At 74.6% G+C, this 25703-nt stretch carries 20 protein-coding genes; 10 read left to right on the top strand and 10 right to left on the bottom strand.

What is annotated here, in order from left to right:
- Window positions 1–2 precede the first annotated feature (2 nt).
- The 3 genes from KJP73_RS00545 to KJP73_RS00535 all read right to left on the bottom strand — a co-directional run bounded on the left by KJP73_RS00545 (window position 3) and on the right by KJP73_RS00535 (window position 4738).
- Entirely contained in the window at window positions 3–1379 is a 1377-nt protein-coding gene (locus KJP73_RS00545; RefSeq protein WP_213280768.1) for a hypothetical protein, read from the bottom strand.
- Window positions 1380–1405: 26 nt separating this feature from the next.
- A complete protein-coding gene (locus KJP73_RS00540; protein ID WP_213280767.1) occupies window positions 1406–3772 on the bottom strand; it encodes an arylsulfatase in 2367 nt (788 codons plus the stop codon).
- Window positions 3773–3883: 111 nt separating this feature from the next.
- Entirely contained in the window at window positions 3884–4738 is an 855-nt protein-coding gene (locus tag KJP73_RS00535; protein WP_213280766.1) for a formylglycine-generating enzyme family protein, read from the bottom strand.
- Between the two features lie 191 nt (window positions 4739–4929).
- Here KJP73_RS00535 and KJP73_RS00530 point away from each other — a divergent pair, with 191 nt between their 5' ends.
- Window positions 4930–7218, top strand: coding sequence for a transglutaminase domain-containing protein (locus KJP73_RS00530; protein ID WP_213280765.1), 2289 nt, complete (start codon window positions 4930–4932; stop codon window positions 7216–7218).
- A 24-nt stretch (window positions 7219–7242) separates the two neighbouring features.
- On the opposite strand, the gene KJP73_RS00525 is transcribed toward KJP73_RS00530, so the two are convergent.
- Window positions 7243–7794 (bottom strand): GNAT family N-acetyltransferase, encoded by a 552-nt coding sequence (locus KJP73_RS00525; protein WP_213280764.1) that lies wholly within the window; start codon window positions 7792–7794, stop codon window positions 7243–7245.
- Window positions 7795–7898: 104 nt separating this feature from the next.
- Entirely contained in the window at window positions 7899–9452 is a 1554-nt protein-coding gene (locus KJP73_RS00520; protein ID WP_213280763.1) for an SPFH domain-containing protein, read from the bottom strand.
- Between the two features lie 209 nt (window positions 9453–9661).
- Here KJP73_RS00520 and KJP73_RS00515 point away from each other — a divergent pair, with 209 nt between their 5' ends.
- From KJP73_RS00515 to KJP73_RS00505, 3 genes are all read left to right on the top strand, one after another.
- Complete coding sequence (locus tag KJP73_RS00515; RefSeq protein WP_213280762.1) at window positions 9662–11524, top strand: glycoside hydrolase family 15 protein; 1863 nt, start codon at window positions 9662–9664, stop codon at window positions 11522–11524.
- A gap of 291 nt (window positions 11525–11815) precedes the next feature.
- Window positions 11816–12994, top strand: a complete 1179-nt coding sequence (locus KJP73_RS00510) for a GNAT family N-acetyltransferase (protein WP_213280761.1) — start codon at window positions 11816–11818, stop codon at window positions 12992–12994.
- Between the two features lie 32 nt (window positions 12995–13026).
- On the top strand, window positions 13027–13470 hold the full coding sequence (locus KJP73_RS00505; RefSeq protein ID WP_249668964.1) for a hypothetical protein: 444 nt from the start codon (window positions 13027–13029) through the stop codon (window positions 13468–13470).
- A 2-nt stretch (window positions 13471–13472) separates the two neighbouring features.
- On the opposite strand, the gene KJP73_RS00500 is transcribed toward KJP73_RS00505, so the two are convergent.
- Complete coding sequence (locus KJP73_RS00500) at window positions 13473–14597, bottom strand: LuxR C-terminal-related transcriptional regulator (protein ID WP_213280760.1); 1125 nt, start codon at window positions 14595–14597, stop codon at window positions 13473–13475.
- A gap of 137 nt (window positions 14598–14734) precedes the next feature.
- Between KJP73_RS00500 and KJP73_RS00495 the strand changes: the two genes are divergently transcribed.
- Window positions 14735–16138, top strand: a complete 1404-nt coding sequence (locus tag KJP73_RS00495) for an FAD-binding oxidoreductase (protein ID WP_213280759.1) — start codon at window positions 14735–14737, stop codon at window positions 16136–16138.
- Between the two features lie 51 nt (window positions 16139–16189).
- Here the strand turns inward: KJP73_RS00495 and KJP73_RS00490 are convergent, their stop codons facing one another.
- Together KJP73_RS00490 and KJP73_RS00485 are read right to left on the bottom strand one after the other, a co-directional pair.
- On the bottom strand, window positions 16190–17014 hold the full coding sequence (locus tag KJP73_RS00490; protein WP_213280758.1) for a hypothetical protein: 825 nt from the start codon (window positions 17012–17014) through the stop codon (window positions 16190–16192).
- Window positions 17014–17445, bottom strand: a complete 432-nt coding sequence (locus KJP73_RS00485; protein WP_249668962.1) for a DoxX family protein — start codon at window positions 17443–17445, stop codon at window positions 17014–17016. Before KJP73_RS00485 ends, KJP73_RS00490 begins: the two co-directional genes overlap by 1 nt.
- Window positions 17446–17491: 46 nt before the next feature.
- On the opposite strand from KJP73_RS00485, the gene KJP73_RS00480 reads away from it, so the two are divergent.
- A complete protein-coding gene (locus KJP73_RS00480) occupies window positions 17492–17761 on the top strand; it encodes an acylphosphatase (protein WP_213280756.1) in 270 nt (89 codons plus the stop codon).
- 25 nt (window positions 17762–17786) lie between these two features.
- Here KJP73_RS00480 and KJP73_RS00475 read toward each other — a convergent pair whose 3' ends face one another.
- Window positions 17787–18608, bottom strand: a complete 822-nt coding sequence (locus tag KJP73_RS00475; RefSeq protein WP_213280755.1) for an isocitrate lyase/PEP mutase family protein — start codon at window positions 18606–18608, stop codon at window positions 17787–17789.
- Window positions 18609–18727: 119 nt separating this feature from the next.
- Between KJP73_RS00475 and KJP73_RS00470 the strand changes: the two genes are divergently transcribed.
- From KJP73_RS00470 to KJP73_RS00460, 3 genes are all read left to right on the top strand, one after another.
- Window positions 18728–19462, top strand: a complete 735-nt coding sequence (locus KJP73_RS00470) for an alpha/beta fold hydrolase (protein WP_213280754.1) — start codon at window positions 18728–18730, stop codon at window positions 19460–19462.
- A 218-nt stretch (window positions 19463–19680) separates the two neighbouring features.
- Window positions 19681–20394, top strand: coding sequence for a LytR/AlgR family response regulator transcription factor (locus KJP73_RS00465; protein WP_213280753.1), 714 nt, complete (start codon window positions 19681–19683; stop codon window positions 20392–20394).
- The gene (locus KJP73_RS00460; RefSeq protein ID WP_213280752.1) at window positions 20391–21719 is read left to right on the top strand and encodes an ATP-binding protein; all 1329 of its coding nucleotides are present in this window, start codon (window positions 20391–20393) and stop codon (window positions 21717–21719) included. The genes KJP73_RS00465 and KJP73_RS00460 overlap by 4 nt, the downstream gene beginning before the upstream one ends.
- Before the next feature lie 3 nt (window positions 21720–21722).
- On the opposite strand, the gene glf is transcribed toward KJP73_RS00460, so the two are convergent.
- Complete coding sequence (glf, locus tag KJP73_RS00455; RefSeq protein WP_213280751.1) at window positions 21723–22889, bottom strand: UDP-galactopyranose mutase; 1167 nt, start codon at window positions 22887–22889, stop codon at window positions 21723–21725.
- Between the two features lie 407 nt (window positions 22890–23296).
- On the opposite strand from glf, the gene KJP73_RS00450 reads away from it, so the two are divergent.
- A complete protein-coding gene (locus KJP73_RS00450; protein ID WP_249668960.1) occupies window positions 23297–25696 on the top strand; it encodes a glycoside hydrolase family 3 N-terminal domain-containing protein in 2400 nt (799 codons plus the stop codon).
- The last annotated feature ends 7 nt before the right edge of the window (window positions 25697–25703 follow it).

The following is a 25703-nucleotide window of genomic DNA, read 5'->3' as shown; positions in this document are numbered from 1 at the left end:
CGCTACGCGGGAGCCGGCTCCTGCTCACGCGGCGGCCGGGCGAGCAGCTCGAGCACGACGACCAGGACGCCGGCGACCAGGGCCGTCCCGATCACCAGCCCCGGCGTGGGGTTGCCGGCGAGCAGCAGCGTCACCGCGGCGAGCGCGATGATCACCGTGCGGACGAAGCCGCGGTGCTGCCCGAGCCACGTGCCGACCGGCCCGGACGTCACGCCGCGGCGCTCGCCCGCGGTGCGCGCACGCGCGAACCCGCGTGACGCCCCCGCGCGGAGGCTGCGGGCCGACGTGCTGCCGCCGCCCAGGTAGGCGGCCAGGGCGACCACCAGCCCCAGGACGCCCACCGTGCGCAGGGTGGTCCGCAGGAACGCGACGGTCTGGTCGAACACGACCTCGGCGGCGTCGAGCCGGGTCACCGTGCCGCTCAGCGCGTCGAGGTACAGCCCGCGGGCGATGGTCAGGCCGATGCCGAGCACGACCATCGCGCCGGCCAGGGCGAGGCCCGCGACCATCAGCGCGCGGAGCCGGTGCGTCGCGACCAGCACCCCGGCCGCGAGCAGCCCGAGGGCGACCCACGGCAGCCAGGTGGCGAGCGCGACGACCTGCCCGTACCTGTTCTGCAGCTGCACCAGCTGGGACGACTCCATGATCGGGAAGGTCGCGTCCACCGTCGGGATGCTCGCCGCGATCCCCAGCCCGCGGTCGACGAGCCGCTCCTTCAGCAGCTCGACCATCCCGGACAGCTGGATGGTCAGCCGCCCGTCCTGCGCGACCTGCAGCAGGTCGCCGTCCTCGCCCTCCATGACGGCGACGAGCTCGGTGTGCGCGATCCGGTTGGCCTGCTCCCAGGTCTGCGCGAACGCGTCGCTCTCCACGACCCGGTCGGCCACGCCCTGGACGAACGACCGCACGCCGCCCGTCAGCGGGGCCTCCAGCGCGCTGAGCGCGGCGGTGGCGCGCGGCGGCACGTCCTGCGCCTCGAGGGCGCCCACCACCTCGCCGAGCAGCGCGCTCACGTCGATCTCGGCCATCACCGCGTCGGTCAGCCGGCCCGCGACGGCGGACTGCACGACCGGGTCGCTCGCGAGCGGCCCGACGATGGCGACGTACCGGTCGGTGTCGGTGAGCGCCCGCTGGGCCCACGCGGCCACGGCGCCGAGCGGCGCGAGCAGCGTCCCCAGCGCGATGAGCAGGACCGCGGCGATCGCCCGTGCCCGGTGGCGCGGCGGGGCCACGGCCCCGGGGACCGCTCCGTCCCCGGAGGCGCCGTCGAGCCGCCGGCGCAGCTCGGCGTTCTCCCGCTCCAGCGCGGCGAGGCGCGCGGCGACCCCGGACGGGTCCCCGTCCGTCCCGGTGCTCTGCGTGCCGGTCGCTGTGTTCATGACGACTCCGCCCCGTGATCTCGACGCTACTGCTGTGCCATGGCGACCCGGAGGCGCTCCTCGGGGCTGATGACGTGGTCGTCGTCATGGGTGCCGACGTCGAGCTGCACCCACGCGATGCGCCCCGTGAACCGGCTGGTCCGCGCGGTGTACGCCGACGACACGGAGGTCCCGGACTCGTACCCGATGTCGGTGGTCTCGTCGGCGGAGAACACGAACGGCTGGGTGGCGGCGACGCGGCCCCGGCCGACCTCGGAGCCGTCGTGGAACAGCGTCACCTCGCCGCCCTTGGCGAGCCCGCCCCCGTCGTACGCGAACTCCGCCCGGAGCTGGTGCGTCCCGGCCGGCACCGGCTCGTCGGCGGCGACGGCGAACTCCTGGATGCCCAGCACGTTGTAGGTGAACGTCAGCCGGCCGCCGACGACGTGCACCGCCCACCCCCCGAACCGCCCGCCCTGGGCGATCAGCACGCCCTCGGCGCCGCCGGGGCGCACGTCGACCTCGGCGGTGACGGAGAACGACCGGTTCTTGATGCTGACCACGCTGTTCTCCGACAGGCGGCCCATGCCGGCGAAGAACAGCTGGGAGTCCCCGCGCAGCAGCGTCGGGCGCCCGGCGAGCGCGGGGACGAAGCGCTCGGCGGTGCGGTCGTCCAGAGGCAGCACGCCGTACTTCGTGGCCTCGATCAGCCAGAGGCGCTGCAACTTCGCGAGCACGTCCGGGTGCTCCGCGGCGAGGTCGCGGGCCTGGCTGAAGTCGGACCGGCCGTCGTACAGCTCCCAGAGGTCGTCGTCGAACGCCGGGAGGACGGTCCCCGTCATGTCCCACGGCGTGCGGTGCTTGGTGACCGCGCTCCACCCGCGGTGGTAGACGCCGCGGTTCGCGAACATCTCGAAGTACTGCAGGTCGTGCCGCTCGGGCGCCTCGCCGTCGAGGAACGCGTAGAGCATGGACGTGCCCTCCATGGGCGACTGCAGGACGCCGTTCACCGACACCGGCTCCGGCAGCCCGGCGGCCTCCAGGATCGTGGGGGCGACGTCGATGACGTGCGTGAACTGCGAGCGCACCGTGCCCGTCTCCCCGATGCCGGCGGGCCAGTGCACGATCGTGCCGTTGCGGGTGCCGCCCCAGTGGGACGCGACTTGCTTGGTCCACTGGAACGGCGTGTCCATCGCCCAGGCCCAGCCGACCGCGTAGTGGTTGTAGGAGCTCGGCGACCCGAACTCGTCCATCTTGCTGCGCAGGAACTCCGGCGTCTCGAGCGCCGCCATGCCGTTGAAGTTCGCCATCTCGTTGAAGGCGCCGTTCACCGTGCCCTCGGCGGAGGCCCCGTTGTCGCCGATGATGTAGTAGATGACCGTGTCGTCCAGGACGCCGAGGTCGTCGAGGGTGTCGATCAGCCGGCCGACCTGCACGTCGGTGTGCTCCAGGAAGCCGGCGTAGGTCTCCATCTGGCGGGCGAGCACCGGCTTGAGGTCGTCGGGCATGGCGTCCCAGGCGGGGATCTCGTCGTGCCGCGGGGTCAGCTCCGCGTCCGCGGGGACCACCCCCAGCTCCTTCTGCCGCGCGAACGTCTGCTCGCGCTGCACGTCCCAGCCCGCGTCGAACCGGCCCCGGTACCGCTCGATCCACTCCGGCGCGACGTGGTGCGGAGCGTGCGTCGCCCCGGGCGCCACGTACATGAAGAACGGCTTGTCCGGCACGAGCGCCCGCTGCTGGCGCACCCAGGCGCACGCGTGGTCGAGCAGGTCCTCCGTCAGGTGGTAGCCCTCCTCCGCGGTGGCGGGCGCCTCGACCGGGGTGGTGCCGTCGTACAGCGCGGGGTCCCACTGGTTGTTCTCGCCGCCGATGAAGCCGTAGAACGTCTCGAACCCGCCGCCGCCGGTCGGCCACGCGTCGAAGGGGCCCATCGGCGACGTCTGCCAGACGGGCACCTCGTGGCACTTGCCGAACTGCGCAGTCGAGTACCCGTTGAGCTTGAGGGTGAGGGCCAGCGGGGCCTTGGTGTTCGGGCGCAGGGAGCTGTTGCCGGGCGCCGAGGTCGCGGTCTCGGTGATGCTCCCCATGCCGACCGAGTGGTGGTTGCGACCGGTGAGCAGCGCCTGCCGCGTCGGGGCGCACAGCGCGGTGGTGTGGAACCGGTTGAACCGCAGCCCGCCGGCGGCGAGGCGCTCGGCGGTCGGTGTCGAGCACGGCCCGCCGAACGCGCTCGACGCCCCGAAGCCGACGTCGTCCAGCAGGATCACCAGCACGTGCGGCGCGCCGGGCGGGGGGAGCAGCGGCTCGATCGGTGGGTACGCGGTGTCCGGGTCCTTGGCGTCGTACGTCGTCAGGCCGGGTGCGGGGCGGTCCGGGATCGGCAGCGTCGTGCGGGCGTACAGGTCGGGACGCACGGGGACCTCCGCGGGGCAGGGCGGGGCGAGCAGGTCCCTTCGACGCTAGGCAGCGGGTCCGGCCCGGGCATCACCCGGACCGAGTGAGGCCCGGCGCGCGCCCGCCGGTGCTCAGGCGTCCGCCGCGCAGCGGAAGCCGACGTTCCCCGCCGTCGAGTCGGGGGTGCTCGCGCTGCGGGCGTCGACGCGGTACCGGGAGCAGTACGACGCGTGGCACAGGTAGGAGCCGCCGCGCATGACGCGCTGCAGCCCCAGCGCCGGCCCGCACGGGTCGACCGCGACGGGTCCGGAGGTCCCGTACGTCCGCCAGGAGAACCAGTCGGCGCACCACTCCCACACGTTGCCCGTCATGTTGTGCAGGCCGAGCGCGTTCGGCGGGTAGGCGTCGACCGGGGCCGTGCCGACGTAGCCGTCGGCGGCGGTGTTCCGGCCCGGGAACTCGCCCTGCCACACGTTCATCCGGTGCTCGCCGTCCGGCTCCCGCTCCGCTCCCCACGGGTAGTGCACGCCGGCCAGGCCGCCGCGCGCGGCGTACTCCCACTCCGCCTCGGTCGGCAGCCGGCCACCGGCCCAGCGGGCGAACGCCGCCGCGTCGGCCCAGCTCACGTGGACGACGGGGTGGTCCTCGCGGTCGTGCACGTCCGACCCCGGCCCCTCGGGGTGCGCCCAGCTGGCGCCCTCCACCTGCCGCCACCAGGGCGCCGCCGCGACGCCGCGGGTCGGCGGGAAGTCGTCGGGCAGCAGACCGGCGAACACGAACGACCACCCGGAGGTCTCGGCGAGCGTGCGGTGCCCGGTGGCGCGGACGAACGCAGCGAACTGCTCCGTGGTCACCGCGGTGGCGTCGAGCCGGAACGGGCGCAGACGCACCGCGTGCGCCGGGCCCTCGCCGTCGGACGGGTACCCGTCCGGGCCGTCGTGCCCCATGACGAACTCGCCGCCCTGCAGCAGCACCGTGCCGGTCATCGGGCCCACCCGCCTCCGCTCGTGGTCCGATCCCACCGGAGGGCGCCCCCGCGGCGCAAGCAGCCTCGGCACGTCGGCCGGGTGTCCCGCGCGCGCCCGCGCTGGACCGATCGAGGGAAATCCGGGACCCGCGACGCCCGGCGGTGCTGGTCATGGACTCCGTGACACCGCAGGTCCGGGACACTGACCGGGTGAGCGACCAGCACCCCAGCCCGACCCCCGGACCCCACGACCCCAGCGGCACGCACGACCCCGACCGCACCCCCGCGCGGGGCGTCCCCCGCGCGGACGTCCCGCCCCCGCCGCAGCCGCCCGCGCCGGCACCCGCGCCGGGAGCGGCGCGTCCCGGCCGGCGGGGTCGGGTGGCCGCCTGGACCGCCGGCGGCGTCGCTGTCGCCCTGGTCCTGGTCACGGGTGGCGTCCTCGCGGTGCGCGGGCTGTCGGGGACCGACGAGCCCCAGGGTGCCGACGCGGTCGCGGCGGGGCCCGCCGACCTGGGCGACGCCGAGTTCGCGGACGTCCAGCTCGGTGTGCCGCGCGACCACGAGTTCGCGCTCCCGGTGGAGTGGCAGCTGGAGGACCTGGCCGACGCGCCGCTGACGGACGACGTGGTCCAGGTCTACGTCGACCCGCGGCTCACCGTCGTCGCCGAGGACGCCATGACCAGCGTCGGGTGGGACGGCGCGCTCCACGTGAAGCCGTCCGACTCCGCGGTCACGGCCACGCTGCTCGTCGGGGACCTGTTCGACGACCAGGACGGCGTGGAGGTCAACGAGGCCGGGACGTGGGGCCTGTACGAGACGTACTACATCGCCGAGTACCGGGACCGGGCCACGGGCGCGCCGCTCGACGAGCCGCGGGTGACGGCGTTCACGCCCGAGACGGAGCTGCCGACGACGCCGTTCGCCGTCCGGGTCGACGGCGACGGCGTGGGGCACTTCTCGTGGGAGCCGGTCGACGGCGCCGAGGAGTACTACGTGGTGAAGGTCGACGAGCTCGGCATGTCGGTCATCGGGACGTCCACCGGGACCTCGTGGACCACGATCGAGCAGGACGACGACGTCCAGGAGGCGCTGGCCGCCGAGGACCTCCTCGACCAGGAGGTCATCCAGATGAACCGGCTGCTCGAGAGCTCGATCGTGACCGAGGACGACGCGCTCGACGGCCTGACCAGCACCGTCGACGACCCGGCGGCCGACCCGGCGTTCGGCGTCATGGCGGTGACGGAGGAGGGCTTCAGCCCGGTCGCCCCGGTGAACGGGGCCGACCTGGTCAGCCGGCTGCCGTCCGTCATCGCGTTCAACGCGGCCGAGGAGATGGGGGTGCAGGGCAACCACCTCGACACCGTCGACCAGCTCCCGACGCAGTACCCGATCAGCCTCGCTGACGGCACCACGGTGCTGCGCCCCATCGCGTACGACCCGGACCGCGTCGAGACCGCGGACATCGTCGTCAGCACGACCGACGACGCGGGGAACATCGTCGCCTCCCGGCGCGAGACGCACTACCGGATCCCGTTCACCGTCGTCGGCACGATGTTCGCGGACCAGTACACGGTCGAGGCCGCGGACATGGCGGCGGCCCAGGCGGGTGCCCGCGCGGCCACGGAGCGCGCGGCGGCGGAGCGCGCGCGGACCGGCGGCGAGCAGGCATACACGTACGTCGGCACGAACCCGCGGGACCTGGACGACGCGACGATCAGCACCAGCGCGCCCGACGTGCCCTACCCGGTCAGCGGCAGCAACCCGCTCACGACCTACATCGCGGCCAACCTGGTGGACGGGCAGAAGTTCATCGACCTCAGCGCCTACCTGGAGCCCGGCACCACCACGACCGCGACCGGCGTCGCGCTGTGGGACGCGGTCGACGAGGCGGTGGCGCAGAACCCCATGGCGCTCGCGGCCACGCGCGTCGAGGTCGGCTACCTGGACGAGCGCTCGGTGCTGTTCGTGTCGTACTCCGGCTTCGACAGCGCCGAGCAGCGGCGCCAGGAGCAGGAGCAGCTCGGCGCGGAGGTCCAGCGCGTGATCGGCGAGATCATCACGGACGGCATGTCCGAGGAGCGGAAGGTCGCGGCGATCAACGACTACCTCGTCAGCACGGCGGCGTACGACGACGCGGCGCTCGCCGCCCGGGACGCCGGCGACATCGAGGACTACCCGCACGGGTGGGTGGCCTCGGGCGTGCTGCTCGACGGGCTCGGCGTGTGCGCCTCCTACGCGCAGGGGTTCAAGGCCCTCGCGGACGCCGCGGGCCTGGAGTCGGTGTACGTGACGGGTGTCGCCACCGGCTCGGGCGAGGGGCACGCGTGGAACAAGGTCCGGGTCGGGGAGTCCTGGCGGGTCGTCGACGTCACGTGGAACGACTCCGCGGGCCAGGACCTGTTCCTGCTGCAGACCGACGAGCAGGCGGCACCCGACCGCACCGAGGACGCGGACTGGGTCGTCGACTCCCGGATCGCGGACTACGCGGCGCGCTGACGGGCCGGGGTGTCCGTCGCGCGATCAGCGTGCCGGACGCCCGCCCCGCCACTCGGTGACCGTGGTCGCGCACACCACGGTGTCGCGCCAGGACGCCCCGTCGTGGCGGTCCTCCCGGTGCAGGGCCTCACGGCGCATGCCGAGCCGGTCGCACAGGGCCAGCGACGGGGCGTTGTCGGGGTCGACGGTCGCCGCGACCCGGTGCGCGCCGAGGTCGAACGCGAGGTCGAGGAGCGCGGTGGCCGCCTCGCGCGCGAGACCCCGCCCCTGGTAGCCCGGGTGCAGCACCCAGCCGACCGCGAGCTGGGCGTGCCCCGCGCTGCTCAGGATCAGCGTGAGGTCCCCGACGACGCGGTCGGCGCCGGCGTCGGCGAGGCCGGGCTCGCCCGGCAGCGTGATCGCGAGCGCGACGGCGTCCCCGTCGGCGTCCAGGGTCCGGCGGGCGGCGCGGGCGGCGGTGTGCGCGCGGCTCGCGTCCCGGTCGCGGACCGGCCACGGCAGGTACGCGACCACGTCGCGCAGGCCCTGGTAGGCGGCGACGTCGTCCGCGTCGGTGTCCCGGAGCGGCCGGATCACGAGCCGGTCCGTCCGCAGCGGCGCCGCGTCGAGACCGGTCAGGTCGACCGGCAGCCGCAGCGCGGGCCCGGGGCTCAGGGGGTCGCCGCTCAGCGGGTCGCCGCTCAGCGGGTCGCGCCGTTCGACACGTCGGCGTCGGCGTGCGCGACGCGCGGCCGGGCCGTGTCGTGGGCACCCGCACCGCGCAGCAGGTCCAGCACGTCGATGCCCGTCTGCGCCTTGAGCAGCGCCGCGAGCTCCTGCACGCCCGTCGACACCTGGCCCGGCAGCCGCGAGGCGCCGTCCTTGTCGATGATCGTGATGCCGTCGATGCTGCCGAGGGCGTCGGCGTACGGCTGGGCGACCTTCGGCAGCGCGTCGAGCACCATCTGCAGCCGCGCCGACTCCGGGAACGCCTGGTACGCGTCCGACTCGGCCTTGATCGCGGCGGCGCGGGCCTCGCCCTGCGCGCGCTCGGCGGCGGCCTCGGCCTCGCCGCGCGCCTGGATGCCGTCCGCCTCGGCCCGGGCCAGCGCCAGGGCGCCCTCGGCGCGGCGCTGCTGCTCGACGAGCGCGGCCTCGGCGCGGGCGCGGGCCGCGGACGCCTCGGCCTCGGCCTGCGCGGTGGTGCGCTGCGCCTCCGCCTCGTACTGGCGGATCGCGGTGGTCTTGGCGGCCTCGGCCTCCTGCTCCGCGGCGTACTTGCGGGCGTCCGCCTCCTGCGCGGCCTCGTACTTGCGGGCCTCGGCGGGCTTGCGGACCTCGGTCAGCAGCTCCTGCTCGCGCAGGGCGGCGCGGCGCAGCGCGACCTGCTCCTGCTGGACCAGCACCTCCTGCTGGGCCTCCGCCTCGGCGCGCTCCTTCGCGGCCTCCGCCTCTGCCTGCGCGGTGGCGGTCTCCTGCGCGATCTGGGCGTTCCGCAGCGCGAGGGCCTTGTTCGACTCGGCGATCTGCACGGCCGCCTCGTTGGAGCGCTGCGTGCTCTCCTGCTGGGCCTGGGCCTCCGCGATCTCGGCGTCCCGGGCCACGGCGGCGGCGCGCGGGCGCCCGAGGTTGCGGATGTAGCTGCCGGAGTCCTCGACGGTCTGGATCTCGAAGTTCTCCAGGATCAGGCCGCGCTCCGCGAGCATCGGGACGGCGATCTCCTTGACCTCCTTCGAGAAGTCCTGGCGCTCGTACAGGATCGACTCGACGGTCAGCGTGCCCGCGATCGTGCGGAGCACGCCGACCAGGACCTCGCTGGTCTGCTGCTCGATGACCTGCTCCTGGCTCCGGCCGGCGAACCGCTGGGCGGCGGCCCGCACCATCCGCTCCGTCCCGCCGACCTTCACGACGGCGATGGACCGCAGCGTGACGCCGACGCCGCTCTTGGTGGTGGCGTCCTCCGCGGTGACCGGGAAGCTCTGCGCCGCCAACGACAGGCGCGCGACCTGCTCGAACACCGGCTTGACGAACGTGCCGCCGCCGATGACGACGCGCTGGCCGGACAGGTCGGTCGTCTCGTCGCCCGTCTCCGGGTTGATCACCGGCTTGCCGCTCTTGCGGCCGGTGATGATCAGCGCCTCGTCCGGCGTCGCGATCTTGAACCGGACCTTGGCGTAGACGACGCCCACGAGCAGCAGCACGACGAGGGCGACGACCGCCGCCGCGACGATGAGGACGGGGCCGGCGATCTCCATGGGACTCCTCGGGCGCGGCCGTACGGGGCCGGTGGTGGATGGGCTGGTCACGACTCTAGGCGGAGCCGGCCCCGCCCGAAGGGGGATTCGCGGACCTCGTCGGCTCGCGCCCGGCGTACCCCGCCGGGGTGTGGTGGGCCGGGGATCGCACGCGGACGCTCGGGGACGAGGCGGCCGTCGGGCGCCGCCCCCGCACCTGGAGGCCTGAAGTGGACCAGCCGACGCTGTCACCGTTCCCGCCGATCGCGGAGTACGCGTTCCTGTCCGACTGCCACACCGGCGCGCTCGTGGGCCCGGACGGGTCGGTGGACTGGCTGTGCGTGCCGCGGTTCGACAGCCCGAGCGTGTTCGGGAGCCTGCTGGACCGGGGCGCGGGCTACTTCCGCTTCGCGCCGTACGGGATCAACGTGCCGACCTCGCGCGCCTACGAGCCGGGCACGAACGTCCTGATCACGACGTGGCACACCCCGAGCGGCTGGGTCGAGGTCCAGGACGCCCTGGTGATGGCGCCGCGCACCGGGACCGACGAGACCACGCCGCACACCCGGCCGCCCGCCGACGACGACGCGAGCCACCTGCTCGTGCGGACCGCGACGTGCCTGGACGGGTCCGTCGAGGTCGAGCTGGTGTGCCAGCCGGCCTTCGACTACGGGCGGACGCGGGTGCCGTGGACGGTCGGCCCCGGCGGAGGCACGGCGGACGTCACGGGGCCGGGCGCGACGCTGCGGCTGCGGACCGACCTCGCGCTCGGGCTCGAGGGCGAGGCGGTGCGGGGCCGGCACGTGCTCTCCGCGGGGGAGAGCGCCTACTGCGCGCTGTCCTGGGACGTGGCGCTGGACGGTCCGACCGACGCCGCCGACGCCCTGGCGCGGGTCGCGGCGACGCGGGACTTCTGGCGGCGCTGGCTGGGACGGGCGCGGCTGCCCGACCACCGCCTGCGCCCGTACCTGGAGCGGTCCGCCCTGGTGATCAAGGGGCTCACGTACATGCCGACGGGGGCGACGGTCGCCGCGCTGACCACCTCGCTCCCGGAGACGCCCGGCGGAGAGCGCAACTGGGACTACCGGTACACGTGGGTCCGCGACTCGACGTTCACGCTCCAGGCGCTCCACTACCTGCTGCTGGACTGGGAGGCGGACGAGTACCTCCAGTTCGTCGCGGACGTCGAGCCGAACCCGGACGGCGGCCTGCAGATCATGTACGGGATCGACGGGCGGCGGGACCTCACCGAGTCCACGCGGGACGACCTCAGCGGCTACCAGAACGCGCGCCCGGTCCGCATCGGGAACGGGGCGTTCGACCAGCGGCAGAACGACGTCTACGGGTCCGTGCTGGACTCCGTCCTGCTGCACGCCCGGCGCAGCCAGCGGCTGCCCGCCCGGCTGTGGCCGGTGGTGCAGGCCCAGGCGGAGCGCGCGACCGCGGTCTGGCAGGAGCCGGACCAGGGCATCTGGGAGGCGCGCGGCGAGCCCCGGCACTACGTCTCGTCGAAGATCATGTGCTGGGTGGCCCTCGACCGCGCCGCGCAGCTCGCCGGGGTCTGGGGCGAGCCGGGGCTCCAGCAGACGTGGGCGGGCACGGCCGACGAGATCAAGGCGGACATCCTGGCGCGCGGCGTGAGCGAGCGGGGCGTCCTGCGGCAGCACTACGACACCGACGCCCTCGACGCGTCGGCGCTGCTCGCCGCGCACTTCGGCCTGCTGCCCCGCACGGACGAGCGGCTGCACAGCACCGTCCTGGCGATCGCCGACGAGCTCACGGAGGACGGCTTCGTGCTCCGGTACCGCACGGACGAGACGGACGACGGGCTCGCCGGGCGCGAGGGCACGTTCGTGATCTGCTCGTTCTGGCTGGTCTCCGCGCTCATGGTCGTCGGCGAGCAGCAGCGCGCCGTCGACCTGATGGAGCGGCTGCTCCGGGTCGCGTCGCCGTTCGGCCTGTACGCGGAGGAGTTCGACGTCGCCACCTCCCAGCACCTGGGCAACACCCCGCAGGCGTTCTCGCACCTGGCCCTGATCGAGGCGGCGGCGCGGATCATCCTGGCGGAGCGGGTGGAGGAGATGTCGCTGTAGCCGCGCGCGGCACTAGGCCGACCGGGGTAGCCCGAACGGGTGTACCTGGCCGGGGCGTCCGGCCCGGCCGCCGGGTCCGGACGGGAGCGGACGGCGGTGTGCGTCGCTGTGAGCAGCCCGGACGCGCGCTGTGCCCGTCGGGTCGTCGGGGGCGGGGCCATCCCGTTGCGGCGGTCGGGATTCGATTCACCCCGGAAAGCGTACAAATACGCCCAAAGCGGACAATACGCTCGCGCCATCCCGCACGACCCAGGCACCGCGCCCCCGCTGGAGGACCTCGTGCACGTCCGGATGATCGCGCTGACCGACATCACGGCGGCCGACGCGCAGGCGTGGCAGCGCCTCGCCGACCACGCCGTCGAGCCCAACCTGTACCTGGACCCCCGGTTCCTCGTCCCCGCGCGCGACCGGGGGCACGAGGCCGCCGACCTGCGGCTCGCCGTCGTCCAGGACGGCGGCGAGTGGCTGGCGGCGCTCGCGGTGACCACCAAGCGCGTCGCCCCGCGGGTGCCCGTGCGCGCGGCGACGACCGGCGGCGGGTTCATGACGACCCACGCCGACCGGCACCACCCGCTGGTCCGCACCGGCCGCGAGGCGGAGGCGCTGGAGGCCCTGCTGCGGGGACTGCGCACGCTCGGGCTGCCGCGCCTGCTGCAGCTCCAGCACGTCCCGACCGACGGGCCGCTGGCCGCCGCGCTGACGCAGGTCGTGGCCGGCACGTCGACGCACGTGGTCGAGCGCCGGCGCGAGACCAGCGCCTTCGCGCGCCGCAGCAGCACGACGGTGCCCCCGCTGCCGGGCGGGTCCGGACCGGTCGTCGACCCGCCGCTCGCCTGGGACCACATGCGGACCGACGAGCGCCGGAACATGCGCCGCGGCGTCCGCGGTCTCGCGCGGGAGGCCGGCGGGCCCCTCGAGCTCCACGACGTGAGCCAGGACCCGGCGGCGGACGACGCGTTCCTCGACCTCCAGGCGGCCGGCTGGAAGGGCGACACCGGCCAGGGCGGCGCCGCCCTGCGCCTCGACCCCGTCGCCGAACGGTGGTTCCGCGCGGTCGTCTCCGGCTTCCGGCAGGACAAGGACGCCCTCGTCGTCCGGCTCGCGGCGGGCGGCGAGACGGTGTGGACCGGGTACGCGCTGCGCTCCGGCGGGGCCTACTTCGGGTTCCTCGACGCGTACGCCGAGCGCCACCGGCGGTTCAGCCCCGGCTCGATCGGCCGGGTGGCGAGCATGACGTACCTGTTCGCGACGACGGACGCCCCGTTCTTCGACCCCGCCTTCGACTCCCGGTACGCGACCGGCGCCCGGATCTTCCCGGACTGCCGCGAGCACGTCGACCTGCTCGTCGCGACCGGGCGGCCCGCGGCGACGGCGCTGCGGGTGGCCCAGCGGGTGGTGCAGCGGCGCGGGGCGCTCGCGGTGCGGCCCGCGGCGGTGCGGCCCGCGGCGGTGCGGCCCGAGGTGGTGTGACCGGACGTGGTGTGACCCGAGGTGGGACGCTGGTGCCCGTGATCCTCTCCCGCCGAGCCCGCGCCCAGGAGCCTGCCGAGATCGCCGCGGGCTTCCACGCGACGGAGGCCCGCGCGCTCCAGGTCTCCCTGGTGGGCGTCCTCGCGGCCGCGGAGCGCGCCACGGGCGCCGACGTCCCGGTGGAGCTCCTCCTGGAGCCCGGGCGGGACGGCCGGGTCGTGGTGGTCTGCCGGAACGTCGTCGTCGGGTTCGTCCCCGCCGACCGGGCCGCGCCGCTCGCTGAACAGCGCGAGCGGGCGGGCTGGCACGCGCGCCTCGTCGCACCGGGACGGCTGCACCGCGACGGCGACGTGTGGCGGGTGTGGGTCGGGCCGGTCCCCGGCGGCGGGGTCCCCGCGACGCCCGCGGGCACCGACACGCTCCCGGCGCCCGAACCCAGCGTGCTCGGCGTCCCCCTGCGGCGCACCGACGGCTGACGTCAGACCCCGGCGTACCAGCCCGACGGCGCCAGGTCGCTCGCGTACCGCGGGGCGTAGTGGTCGAAGTAGACCCGCGCCACCAGCTCGCGCCGGCTGCCGACCCCGGACTTGTCGAACACCGCCTTCAGGTGGTCCTGCACCGTGTACGGCGACAGGTGCAGCGCCCGCCCGATCTCCTGCGTGCTGTCCCCGTGCAGCACGCCCGCGACGACGTCCCGCTCGCGCCCGGTCAGCCCGAAGGCGGCCACCACGAGCGGGACGATCTCCGTCGGGCGGGCCTCCTCGATGGTCACGACGACCTCGCGCCGGCCGCCGTCCCGGCCGGCCAGCGGCGCGGCGTGCACGACCAGCCACTGCCCGGCGGGGGTCCGCACCCGCAGGCGCGGGACCGTGCGGAGCCGCCCGTCGCCGAGGGCCCGCGCCGCCGACGTGATGGCGGCGACCGGCGTGGGCAGCGCGCCCCAGCCGGAGCCGCCGAGCTCGGCGATCCGCTCCTCGGCGGCGGGGCTGACCTGCCGGACCGTGTTGTCGGCGTCCACGACCAGGACGGCGGGCCCGGCAGGCAGGGGCGTCCGGCGCGCGGAGCCGGCCGCGACGGAGGTCACCAGCCCGGCCCGCACGCCGACGGCGACGAACCGGGTCACGCGGGCCAGGAAGTCCGCCTCCGCCGGGCTGAAACCGCTGGAGGCGCCGTTGCGGTACAGCGCGATCGCGGCCCAGGCGTGGCCGTCCGACCGGGCGGACGCGCGCATCTCGTGGTCGAGCGACCAGTGCGGCACGAACATCTCCCGGTGCCGGCTGCTCCGCCGGGGGTCGCCGTCGGTGTCGTCCACCAGGATGCCGACGGGGTTCTGGCGGCGCGCGAGCGTGCGGAACAGGTTCACGTCGTCGGTCACGTACTCGTGCTCGAGGAACTCGGCGTCCCGCTCGTCGCCGATGTTCCGCTTGACCGACCCGGTGAGCAGGCCGGTGCCCGGGTCGACCGGTCCGATGCAGGCGGCGTCGTTCGGGATCACCGTGCCGAGCAGCTCGATCGCCTCCCGGACGAACTCGCGCCAGCCGAGCCCGGAGCGCGACAGGGAGTCGAGGCCCTGCTGCACGGGCTCGGTCCGCAGAGTCGCCATGCTCCGATGGTCCCGCTGTCGGGTTCGTCCCGGTACCCCCATGTTTGTGGGGATTCGTCCCCTGCCCCGCGCCGGGCGGGATGCTCCCCAGGTTCCTGGGATACCGCCGGCCGTGGGGCGCGAGGACGCTCGATCCCATGACGACGCATCTCACGGCACCGACGCCGCTCGGCACGCCCGCCCTCGACGACCTCCGCTCCGCCCTGACCGGCTCGCTCACCGCCGCCGGCGACGCCGGCTGGGACACCGCGCGCCTCGCGTGGAACCGCCTGGTCGACCAGCACCCGCTCGCGGTCGTGCACGCCGCCGACGCCGCCGACGTCGCCGCCACGGTGCGGTGGGCCGCGGCGCACGGCGTCCCGCTGTCCGCGCAGCCGAACGGGCACGGCGCGAGCCGCTCGCTCGACGGCGCCGTGCTCGTCCGGACGTCCGCCCTCGACGACATCTGGGTCGACGCCGGCGCCCGGGTCGCCCGGGTCGGCGCCGGCGTGAAGTGGGGCGACCTGCAGGTCGCCCTGGACGGCACGGGCCTGACGGGGCTCGTCGGGTCGAACCCGGACGTCACGGTCGTCGGGTACTGCCTGGGCGGGGGGCTGTCGTGGTTCAGCCGGGCGTTCGGCAGCGGCGCCGGCGCGGTCCGGTCGTTCGAGGTGGTCGACGCGACCGGCGCGCACCGCTGGGTCAGCGACGAGTCGCCGGACGACGCGGACCTGCTCTGGGCGCTGCGCGGCGGGGGCGGCGACTTCGCGCTCGTCACCGCCGTCGAGCTCGACCTGTTCCCGGCACCGCAGATCTACGGCGGGATGCTGGCGTTCCCCGCGGCGGCGGCCCCGGCGGTGTTCCGGGCGTTCACCGCGGTCACCGCGACCGCGCCCGAGGAGCTCAGCACGTGGGTGTCCGTGCTGCACCTGCCCGACGCGCCGTTCATCCCGGAGCCGCTGCGTGGCGCCTCGCTGGCGGTCGTGCTGGCGACGTACCTGGGCGACCCCGCCGAGGCCGAGCGGCTGCTCGCGCCGGTGCGGGCCGCGGGACCGGTGCTCCGTGACACGTTCCGGCCGCTGCAGCCGGGGGAGGTCGGGCTGCTCGCCGAGGAGCCGGTCGACCCGAGCCCGGCCGTCCTCGCCGGCACGCGGCTCCACACGTTCGACGACGCCGCGATCGACGCGGTGCTCGATCTCGCCGGGGAGCCGGGGCGCTCGCCGCTGATGCAGGTGCAGGTGCGGCACGTCGGTGGCGCGCTGGCCCGCGAGGCGCTGCCGGGTGCGGCGGGCGCGGCGGCGGAACCGTTCCTGCTCACCGGGATGGCGATGGTCCCGGTGCCCGAGCTCGCCCCGCTCGTCACCGCGGCGCTCGACCACCTGTTCACGGTGGTGGAGCCCTGGAGCGCCGGCACCGCCCCGCTCACGTTCCTGGACCGCGACGACGCGATCGACCGCTGCTACCCGGCCGCGACGATCGAGCGGCTGCGGGCGGTGAAGGCGGCCGTCGACTCGTCCGGGCTGTTCCGGAGCAACCGGCCGGTCGCCGCGGGCGTGCGCTGACGGCGCGTCAGGGCCGGTCCCGCGCAGGGGGAGGGACCGGCCCGCAGGGGCTCAGGCGACCGGGCGCAGCCGCTCCACCAGGCGGGTGCGTGCCGTGCCGTCGGCGATCTCGCGCCGCGTCGCGGGATTCTCCGCGTAGAACATGATCGTCCCCGCGAGGAAGTGCGGGTCCACGTCCAGCGCGGGGAGCGGCACCTCCAGGTACGGGCCGCGCGGCGCGGGCGCGAGGAGCACCCGACGTCGGCGGTGCCACTCCGGAGCGCTCCCCGCGCGTGCGACGACCCGCAGGGTGGTCCAGGACCCCGCGTCCGCGAGGTCGACCGCGCGCACCCGGTCCCAGACCAGCTCCGCGTCGCCGTCCCAGCCGTGCACGGTCACGCCCTCGACGGTCAGCGCCAGCCAGGGCCGGCGCCGCAGGCGCAGCCAGGCGTCGGGCAGCAGCGGGAGCAGGACGACGGCGAGCCCGCCGGTGAACCACGCGCCCGCGCCGCCGCCGGCCGCGAGCTGCAGCACGGTCGCCGCCGCCAGCAGCGCGGTCAGGCCGGTCAGCGTGGCTGTGGGGACGGCGATCACGGTCGAGGACCAGGGGAGCACCACCGCGGGCCGGCCGCGCACCGGCTCGAGCCGCACGCGCGCACCGTCGAGGGCCGGTCGGTGCAGGTACATCCGGTGGAAGCCCACCGACCCTGCGGCGACCCAGAACACCCCGGTGAGCGCCACCAGCAGCGACGTCGCCGTCGACCACGTGCCCGGTCGCGCCAGAAGGGCGAGGGCGACGACAGCCAGTGCGCCACCCAGCACCGCGTTGCCGACCACGACGAGCCAGAGGAACCCGCGGCCCATGCCGCCCCGCGGGGTCCGGTCAGAAGATCGCATCAGCGTCCCGCGCGCCAGGCCCAGCGCGCGAGCGTCCACTGCAGCGGGAGCCGCGCGAGCGTGAGCACGGCCCGCGTGACGGCGGCGGGGGTGCGGGCCCGTCGCACGCCCCGCACGCCGTCGACCGCCATCTGCACGTTCGCCGGGTAAATGGCCGCCAGCAGCGCTGCGCTCGCGACGCCGGCGGGTCGTCGCGTGGCCGGGACCAGCAGGCCGGCGGCGCACACCAGCTCGGCGACCCCGGACCACACGACGAGGTCCCGCGGCCGGGGGAGGGCCCGGGGGATGGTGCCCTCGAAGACCTGCGGGCGCACCAGGTGCACGGTCCCGGAGACGAGGAACGCGGCGACGAGGCCGCGCGCCCCGCGGCCGAGCGGCTGCACCGGGAGGGCAGGCCGGGCAGCGGGCCGGGCGGCGCGGGGTCGGGTCACCGGCCCATCCTGGCGCGGTCCGGTGCCGTCCGCGCAGACTGGGCGCATGACTGCGCGCCGTCTGGTCGTCGAGGGCCAGGTCCAGGGGGTCGGCTTCCGTGCGTCGCTCGCGGCCGAGGCGCGCCGGCACGGCGTCGCCGGGTGGGTGCGGAACCGCGCGGACGGGTCGGTCGAGGCGCTGCTGGAGGGGCCGGAGGACGCGGTCGCGCGGCTGACGGACTGGGCCCGACGCGGTCCGCGGTTCGCGGACGTCAGCGGCGTGCGGGTCGAGGACGCGGAGCCGGAGGGGTCCGGCGACTTCTCGATCGCGCCCTGAGGCCCGGCTGAGGCCCGGATGAGGCTCAGCGGCCGCGCGCCGTCATGCTCGCGTTGAACGCGGCGTAGTCGACCGGGTCGGCCAGGCTCTCGGTCGTGCCGTGGACGAGCAGCTCGCGTGCAGCGCGGGCCGCGACCCCGTAGGCGGCCTCGGCGAGCGCGGAGCCGGCGCTGACCCGGGCCGCGCCGGCGGCGGCGAGCTCGGCCACGGGCAGCGTCCCCGGCCCGACCGCGACGTTGAGCGGGACGGTCACGCCCTCGGCGAGCGCGGCGACGGTCGCGGCGTCCAGCGCGCCGAGCACGAACACCCCGTCGGCGCCGGCGTCGACGTACGCGCGGGCGCGGTCGAGGGTGGCCGCCAGCCACTCCGCCGGGTCCTGCACGGCCCGCAGCCGGTGGGTGTCGACCCGCGCGTTCAGGTACAGCGGCACTCCCGCCTCGTCGGCCGCCCGGCGCGCGGCGGCGATCCGGGCGGCGTGCTCGGGGACGGGCGCGAGCGCGTCCTCGATGTTCACGCCGACGGCGCCCGCGGCCAGCACGCCGCGGACGGTCTCGGCGACGCCCGCCGGGTCGTCGGCGTACCCGCGTTCGACGTCCGCGGTGACCGGCACGTCGACGGCGGCCACGACCCGCGCCAGCGCCGCGAGACCGTCGGCCCGCGGCAGGCGGTGCCCGTCGCCGTGCCCCAGCGACCACGCGACACCGGCGCTGGAGGTCGCGACGGCGGCGGCACCGGCGTCGGCCACCAGCCGGGCGGACGCGGCGTCCCACGCGTTCGGGAGCACGAGGGGGTCCCCGGGGACGTGCAGGGAGCGGAGCTGGCGGGCGAGATCGGCGAGGGACGGCACCGGCCGATCCCACCACGTCCGCCGCGGCACCGGCCCGCGATTTTCGTCGGGCACCTGCCGCGGAGCGCCGCGCCCGGGAGGTCTGGTGGTGTGTCGGAGGTCACGTCTACGGTCGGAGCATGAACGTCGTCCTCATCCCCGGGTTCTGGCTCGACGCGTCCTCGTGGGCGCCGGTCTCCGAGGCCCTCGCGGCCGCCGGACACACCCCGCACCCCGTGACGCCCCTGGGCGCCGGCGGTGCGGCGGACGAGGTCGCGGGCATCACGCTCGCCGACCAGGCGGCCGCGGTCGCCGAGCTGGTCGACGGGCTCGACGGGCCCGTCACCGTCGTCGGGCACAGCGGGGGCGGTGCGGTCGCGCACGCCGTCGCGGACCTCCGGCCGGACCGCGTCGAGCACGTGGTCTACGTGGACAGCGGGCCGCTCGGGGAGGGCGGCGTGGTGAACGACGAGCTGCCGCTCGTGGACGGCGTCGTGCCGCTGCCGGACTGGGGCGTGTTCGAGGAGGAGGAGCTGGAGGGCCTCACCGACCAGATCCGCGCCGACTTCCGCGCCCGCGCGGTGAGCGTCCCGCCGCTGGTCGCCAACGGCCCGCAGCGCCTGCACGACGAGCGGCGCTACGACGTCCCCGTGACGATCATCTCCTCGACCATGCCGGAGTCCGTGCTGCGCGACCTCCTCGCCAAGGACCACCCGTACGTCCGGGAGCTCGGCCGGATCAAGGACGTGACGATCGTCGAGCTGCCGACCGGGCACTGGCCGCAGCTCAGCCGGCCGGACGACCTCGCGGCGGCCGTCGTGCGCGCGGTCGACGGCGAGGCCGAGGCGGAGGAGGCGATGGCCGTCCCGACGTGAGCGGGGCCGGTCGCGCGCCCCGGCGGTCGAGCTCCTGGACGGTCGTCGTGCCGTCTCGGCGACGGGCACCGTGGGTGACACGTCAGGCGCGCGTCGCCTAGCATCGGCGCGACCTGCCGGAGCCGCGGCCGCGACCAGGGGACGCGCCGCCGCAGCACCGCTCCGGCCGGTCGACGTCCCCCGCGCCCGCGGGGGACCAGACCCCGGGAAACGGCATCGTGATCAGGATCGGCATCGTCGAGGACGACGCAGCGAGCGCCCTGCTGCTCGTCGAGCACCTGCGCCGGTACGAGCGGGAGCACGACGAGTCGTTCGCGATCACCACGTTCGCGGACGGCGCGGACGTGGTCGCCGGCTACCGGCCCGTGTTCGACATCCTGCTGCTCGACGTCGAGATGCCGGGGCTCGACGGGTTCAGCGCGGCGGAGCGGATCCGGCTCGTGGACCGCGACGTGGTGATCGTGTTCATCACCAACATGACCCAGTACGCGATCCGCGGCTACGAGGTCGACGCCCTGAGCTACGTCCTCAAGCCGGTGTCGTACTTCGCGTTCTCCCAGGAGATCAAGAAGTCCGTGGCCCGCCTGCGGCGCCGGTCCGCCGACTACCTCCTGCTCGCCGTCGACGGCGGGCTGGTGCGGGTCGCGACCGACGACATCGTGTTCCTGGAGAGCGCCAAGCACCGCACGACCGTGCACACGGTCGACGGCCGGTACTCCGTGGTCGGCCCGCTCAAGGCGCTCGAGGCGCAGCTCGAGGGCAAGAGCTTCTTCCGCAGCAACAGCGGGTACGTGGTCAACCTGCGGCACGTGCTGGGCGTGCACGGCAGCAGCGCCCTGATGATGGGCGGCCACGACCTCCTGATCAGCCGGCCGCGCAAGAAGGCGTTCCTCGCGGCGCTCACCGACTACCTCGGGGCGCGGAGCGCGTGATCATCGAGACGCTGCCGGACATCCCGCGGCTGCTCACGGGGGTCGCGGAGTGGGCGGCGTGCCTGGTGTACGTGCTGCTGCGGCACCGGCTGCCGACCGGGCGGCTGGTCGTGGTGGCGGGCGCGGCCCTCGTGGTGCTGGTCGGGGTGCAGGAGCTCGCGGACCGGCTGCCGCTCGCGCTGTGGTCGGCGGGCATGGCGGCGGCGGTGGCCGCCATGTACGGGTTCATCGTCACGGCCGCCCGGGTGTCGGCGCGCGACGCGGGCTACTTCGCGGCGCGCGCGCTGGTGCTCGCGGAGCTGGTGGCCGCGGCGCACTGGCAGATCCACTGCTTCTTCTTCCTGGCCGAGGGCCGTCCGGGCACCGGCTGGCAGGTGGCGTTCGGCGTGGCGGCGTACGGCGCCGCGTTCGTCGGCGCGTACCTGATCGAGGCCCGGCACTTCCGGCCGGCGCAGCCGCTCGACGTCACGTACGGCGAGCTGGCCTCGGCGATCGCGATCGCGCTGGTCACGTTCTTCATGAGCAACATCAGCTTCCTCAACGCGAACACGCCGTTCAGCGGCCGGCTGGGCCTGGAGATCTTCTACATCCGCACGCTCGTGGACCTGTGCGGGTTCGTCGCGCTGTACGCGCAGCAGGGGCAGCGGCTGCAGCACCGGGCCCGCGCGGAGGTGAAGGCGATCGACGAGATGCTGCGCCGCCAGCACGGCCAGTACCTGCAGTCCAAGCGCAGCATCGAGATCGTCAACCGGAAGTACCACGACCTCAAGCACCAGATCAACGTCATCCGCGCGGAGGGCGACCCGGGGCTGCGCGCGTCGTACCTGGACAGCCTGGAGGCGAGCGTCTCCGGCTACGCGGCGCAGGCGGACACGGGCAACGGCGTGCTGGACGTGATCCTCACGACCAAGAGCCTGGAGTGCGCGGAGCGGGGCATCGACCTCACGTACGTGGCGGACGGCTCGGCGATCGACTTCATGTCCGCGATGGACGTGTCGGCGGTGTTCGGCAACGCGCTCGACAACGCCATCGACGGGGTCCTCGCCGTGCCGGACCCGGAGAAGCGGGTGATCAAGGTCGCGCTCTTCGCCCGGGACCGGTTCGTCATGATGACGTTCGAGAACTACTTCACGGGTGAGCTCCGGACCGAGGACGGGCACATCGTCACCCGGCGGGCCGACCGCGACCGGCACGGCTACGGGCTGAAGTCCATCCGCTACACCGCGGAGAAGTACGGCGGGTCCATGACGGTCAACGCGGAGGACGGGTGGTTCGTCCTGCGGATCCTGCTGCCGATGCCCGCGGACCGGCCCGCGGCGCGCTGAGGCTCAGGCCGCCGAGAACGTCCGGGCCGGCCCGGGTGCCGCGTCGCTGTCCCACCAGGACAGCGCGGAGGCGATCGCCATGTGCATGTCGAGGTAGAGGTACGACCCGAGGCGGCCGCCGAAGTGCACGTCCGGCTCGTCGACGGCGAGGTCGCGGTACACGCGCAGCCGGTCGCGGTCGGCGGGGGTGGCGACGGGGTAGTAGGGCTCGTCGCCGGGGAGCGCGAACCGGGACCGCTCGCGCATGATCACGGTGCGGTCCTGCGCGTGCCGGTCCTCGCGCTCCGGGTGGTAGTGCCGGAACTCGTGCACGCGCGTCCACGGCACGTCGAGGTCCGCGTAGTTCATGACGCTGGTGCCCTGGAAGTCCCGGACCGGCAGGGTCTCGGTCTCCAGGTCGAGCGTGCGCCAGCCCAGCGGGCCCGCGTGGTGGTCGAAGTACCGGTCGACCGGGCCGGTGTAGACGATCGGCACCTGGCCCCGCGCGGAGGGCTTGCTCAGGGGCTGCGTGGCGTCGAAGAAGTCCGTCCCGAGGCGCACGTCGATGCGGGGGTGCGACGCCATCGCCTCGAACCAGGGCAGGTAGCCGTGCGCCGGCAGGCCCTCGTGGGTGTCGCTGAAGTACCGGTTGTCGTACGTGTAGCGCACCGGCAGCCGGGCGATCACCGACGCGGGCAGCTCCCGCGGGTCGGTCTGCCACTGCTTCGCGGTGTAGTCGCGGACGAACGCCTCGTACAGGGGCCGGCCGATCAGGGAGATCGCCTTGTCCTCGAGGTTGCTCGCGGCGTCCGCGTCGACCTCCGCGGCCTGCTCCGCGACGAGCGCCCGGGCGGCGTCGGGGCCCATCGCGGTGCCGAAGAACTGGTTGAGCGTGCCGAGGTTGATCGGCAGCGGGTACACGGTCCCCGCGTGCGTCGAGTACACCCGGTGCCGGTAGCCGGTGAAGGCCGTGAAGCGGCGGACGTACTCCCAGACCCGCTCGTTCGAGGTGTGGAAGATGTGCGACCCGTAGCGGTGCACCTCGATCCCGGTCTCCTCGTCGACGTCGCTGTACGCGTTGCCGCCGAGGTGCCGGCGCCGGTCCACGACGGTGACCGACAGCCCCGCCTCGGCCGCGCGCTCGGCGACCGTGAGGCCGAACAGCCCGGCGCCGACGACGAGCAGATCCATGCGGGGGGACCCTTCCGGGCGGGGGCCGTGCGGCCCGTGAGGAGCGGAGCGCCCCGAGTGTAGGACCCCCGCGGGACGGCGCGGACGACGGCCGGGACGCGCGACAGAACGTGCACCGGAACCGACAGATCGTCCGGGCGGCACCCCGCCCGGGACCCGCTCGGCGTGACCTGCCCGTGACCTTCCGAGCCGTTTGTGGACCGAGATCGACAGTCCGTGCACCTGCCGTCCCGGGCGCTCCGGGCCCTGGCTAACTTGGCGCCGCGGCTGCAGGACGAGGACGTCCCGGGTCGCGATCGGTTCGTAGACGCGCCGTGTCGCGCACCCACCGCAGGCCCCCGCCCCGACGACGGCGCGGAACCGGCGGCGCGTGAGCACGGCCGCTGGACGACAAGGGAAGGTCGATGATGACAACCACCACGGCGCCACGGCGCGCCGGCAGCTCGGCGTACGTCAAGAGCGCGGCCGCGGTCGCGGGTCTCGCCCTGTTCGCGCTCACGGCGTGCTCGCCCTCCTCCTCGGACGAGGACGGCGCGTCGGGTGACGCGTTCACGACGCGCGAGGTCACGGACGGCACCACGACGTTCACCGTCGTGACGAACCCCGGCGACGGACCGGTCCTGTCCTACGGGAAGGACAGCGGCGTCGAGCTCCTGACCGAGCAGATCGACGGCCAGGAGTACGCGTTCAAGGACATGAACGCCAACGGCGAGCTGGACACCTGGGAGGACTGGCGGGAGACCGCCGAGGACCGCGCCGCCGACCTGGCGCAGGACCTGTCGATCGAGCAGATCGCCGGGCTCATGCTGTTCAGCTCCCACGAGCGCTCGCCCGCCGACGGCCTGACGGACGCGCAGAAGGAGTACATGTCCTCCTCGCGCCTGCGGAACGTGCTCAACGCCGGCCCGAACGACGTCGAGGCCAACGTGACGTGGTCGAACGAGCTGCAGGCGTACGCCGAGTCGCTCGCGACCGACGACGAGCCGTACGTCCCCGTGAACTTCAGCTCCGACCCCCGCTCCACCGCGTCGAGCGGCGGCAACTACAACGCGTCCGGCGACATCTCCCGCTGGCCGTCGAACCTCGGCCTGGCCGCGACGTTCGACCCGGAGACGATGGAGCAGTTCGCGACCATGGTCTCGGCCGAGTACCGGGCCCTGGGCATCGGCACGGCGCTCAGCCCGCAGATCGACCTCGCGTCCGACCCGCGCTGGCTGCGCGTCGACGGCACGTTCGGCGAGAACGTCGAGCTCGCGAGCGCGATGGCCGCGGCGTACGTCGACGGCTTCCAGGCGACGCCGGGCGAGGACGGCTGGGGCGACGAGTCCGTCAACGCGATGATCAAGCACTGGGCGGGCGACGGCCCCGGCGAGGGCGGTCGCGAGTCGCACACCGAGGCCGGCAAGTACGGCGTCTACCCGGGCGACAACTTCGACGCGCACGCCGAGGTGTTCCTCGGCGCGATGGACGCCGCGGCCGTGATGACCGCGTACTCCGTCGCGCTGGACGGGAACGGCGAGCCGATCCTGGGCGGCGACCGGATGGGCAGCGCGTACGACTCGGCCCGCACCGGCATGCTGCGCGAGAACTTCAACGGCGTCGTCGTCACCGACTGGGGCGTGACCGCCGGCGGCACGACCGACCCCGACGCGCTGATCGGGACGTCCTGGGGCGCCGACGACCTGACCGTCGAGCAGCGCCACTACGAGATCCTGAAGAACGGCGTCGACATGTTCGGCGGCAACAACGCGGTCGAGCCCGTCCTGGCGGCGTACGACATGTGGCAGGCGGACTACGAGGCCGGCGTGAACGAGGTCGACGCCGACACCCGCTTCCGGGAGACCGGCAGCCGGGTCCTGAGCATGCTGTTCCAGCCGGGCCTGTACGAGAACGCCTACCTGGACCTCGAGCAGTCGACCGAGATCGTCGCGAGCCAGGACAAGCTGGACGCCGGCTACGAGGCGCAGCTCGACTCCGTGGTGATGCTGAAGAACGACGGCGGGACGATCGCCGCGTCGGACGCCGAGTCCTGGAAGGACAAGACCGTCTACATCCCGCGGTCGTACAACACCGGCCTGGCCGGCCTCTTCGGCCCGGGCGAGTACACCGAGGGCCCGGGGCTGACCGTCGAGATCGCCGAGCAGTACTTCGGCACGGTCGTCACCGACGAGGCGGTCGAGGACGCCGACGGCAAGGTCACGAGCTACACCGCTCCCGACCTGAGCGACGTGGACTTGGTGCTGGTCGGCATGACCAGCCCGCAGAGCGGCGCCGTCTTCGCGAACTCCGGCCACGACACCGAGACCGGCGAGTGGTACCCGCTCTCGCTGCAGTACCGCCCGTACACGGCGGACGGCGAGAACGTCCGCAAGGTCTCGATCTCGGGCGACATCCTCCCGGACGGCACGCAGGAGAACCGGTCCTACTTCGGTCACACCTCGCGGACCGCGAACGAGTCGGACCTCGACGCGTTCGAGCGCGCCGTGGCGGCCGTCGAGGCGTCCGGCAAGGACATCCCGGTGATCACGGTGCTCAAGGCCACCAACCCCACCGTGCCGGCCGAGTTCGAGTCCCGGTCCGACGCGATCCTGGTCGGCTTCGGCCTCAGCGACCAGGCGCTCATCGAGACGGCCATCGGCCTGTCCGAGCCGCAGGGCCGGCTGCCGATCGCCTTCCCCGCCTCCATGGACGCGGTCGAGAAGCAGCTCGAGGACGTGCAGGAGGACACCGAGCCGTACGTCGACTCGGCGGGCAGCTCGTACGCGTTCGGCTTCGGCCTGGACTACGCCGGGCCGATCGCGGACTGACCCCGCG

The organism is Cellulomonas hominis, assembly GCF_901521055.1.
Classification (GTDB): Bacteria; Actinomycetota; Actinomycetes; order Actinomycetales; family Cellulomonadaceae; genus Cellulomonas; species Cellulomonas endometrii.
This window is presented reverse-complemented; position numbering and strand designations above follow the sequence as displayed.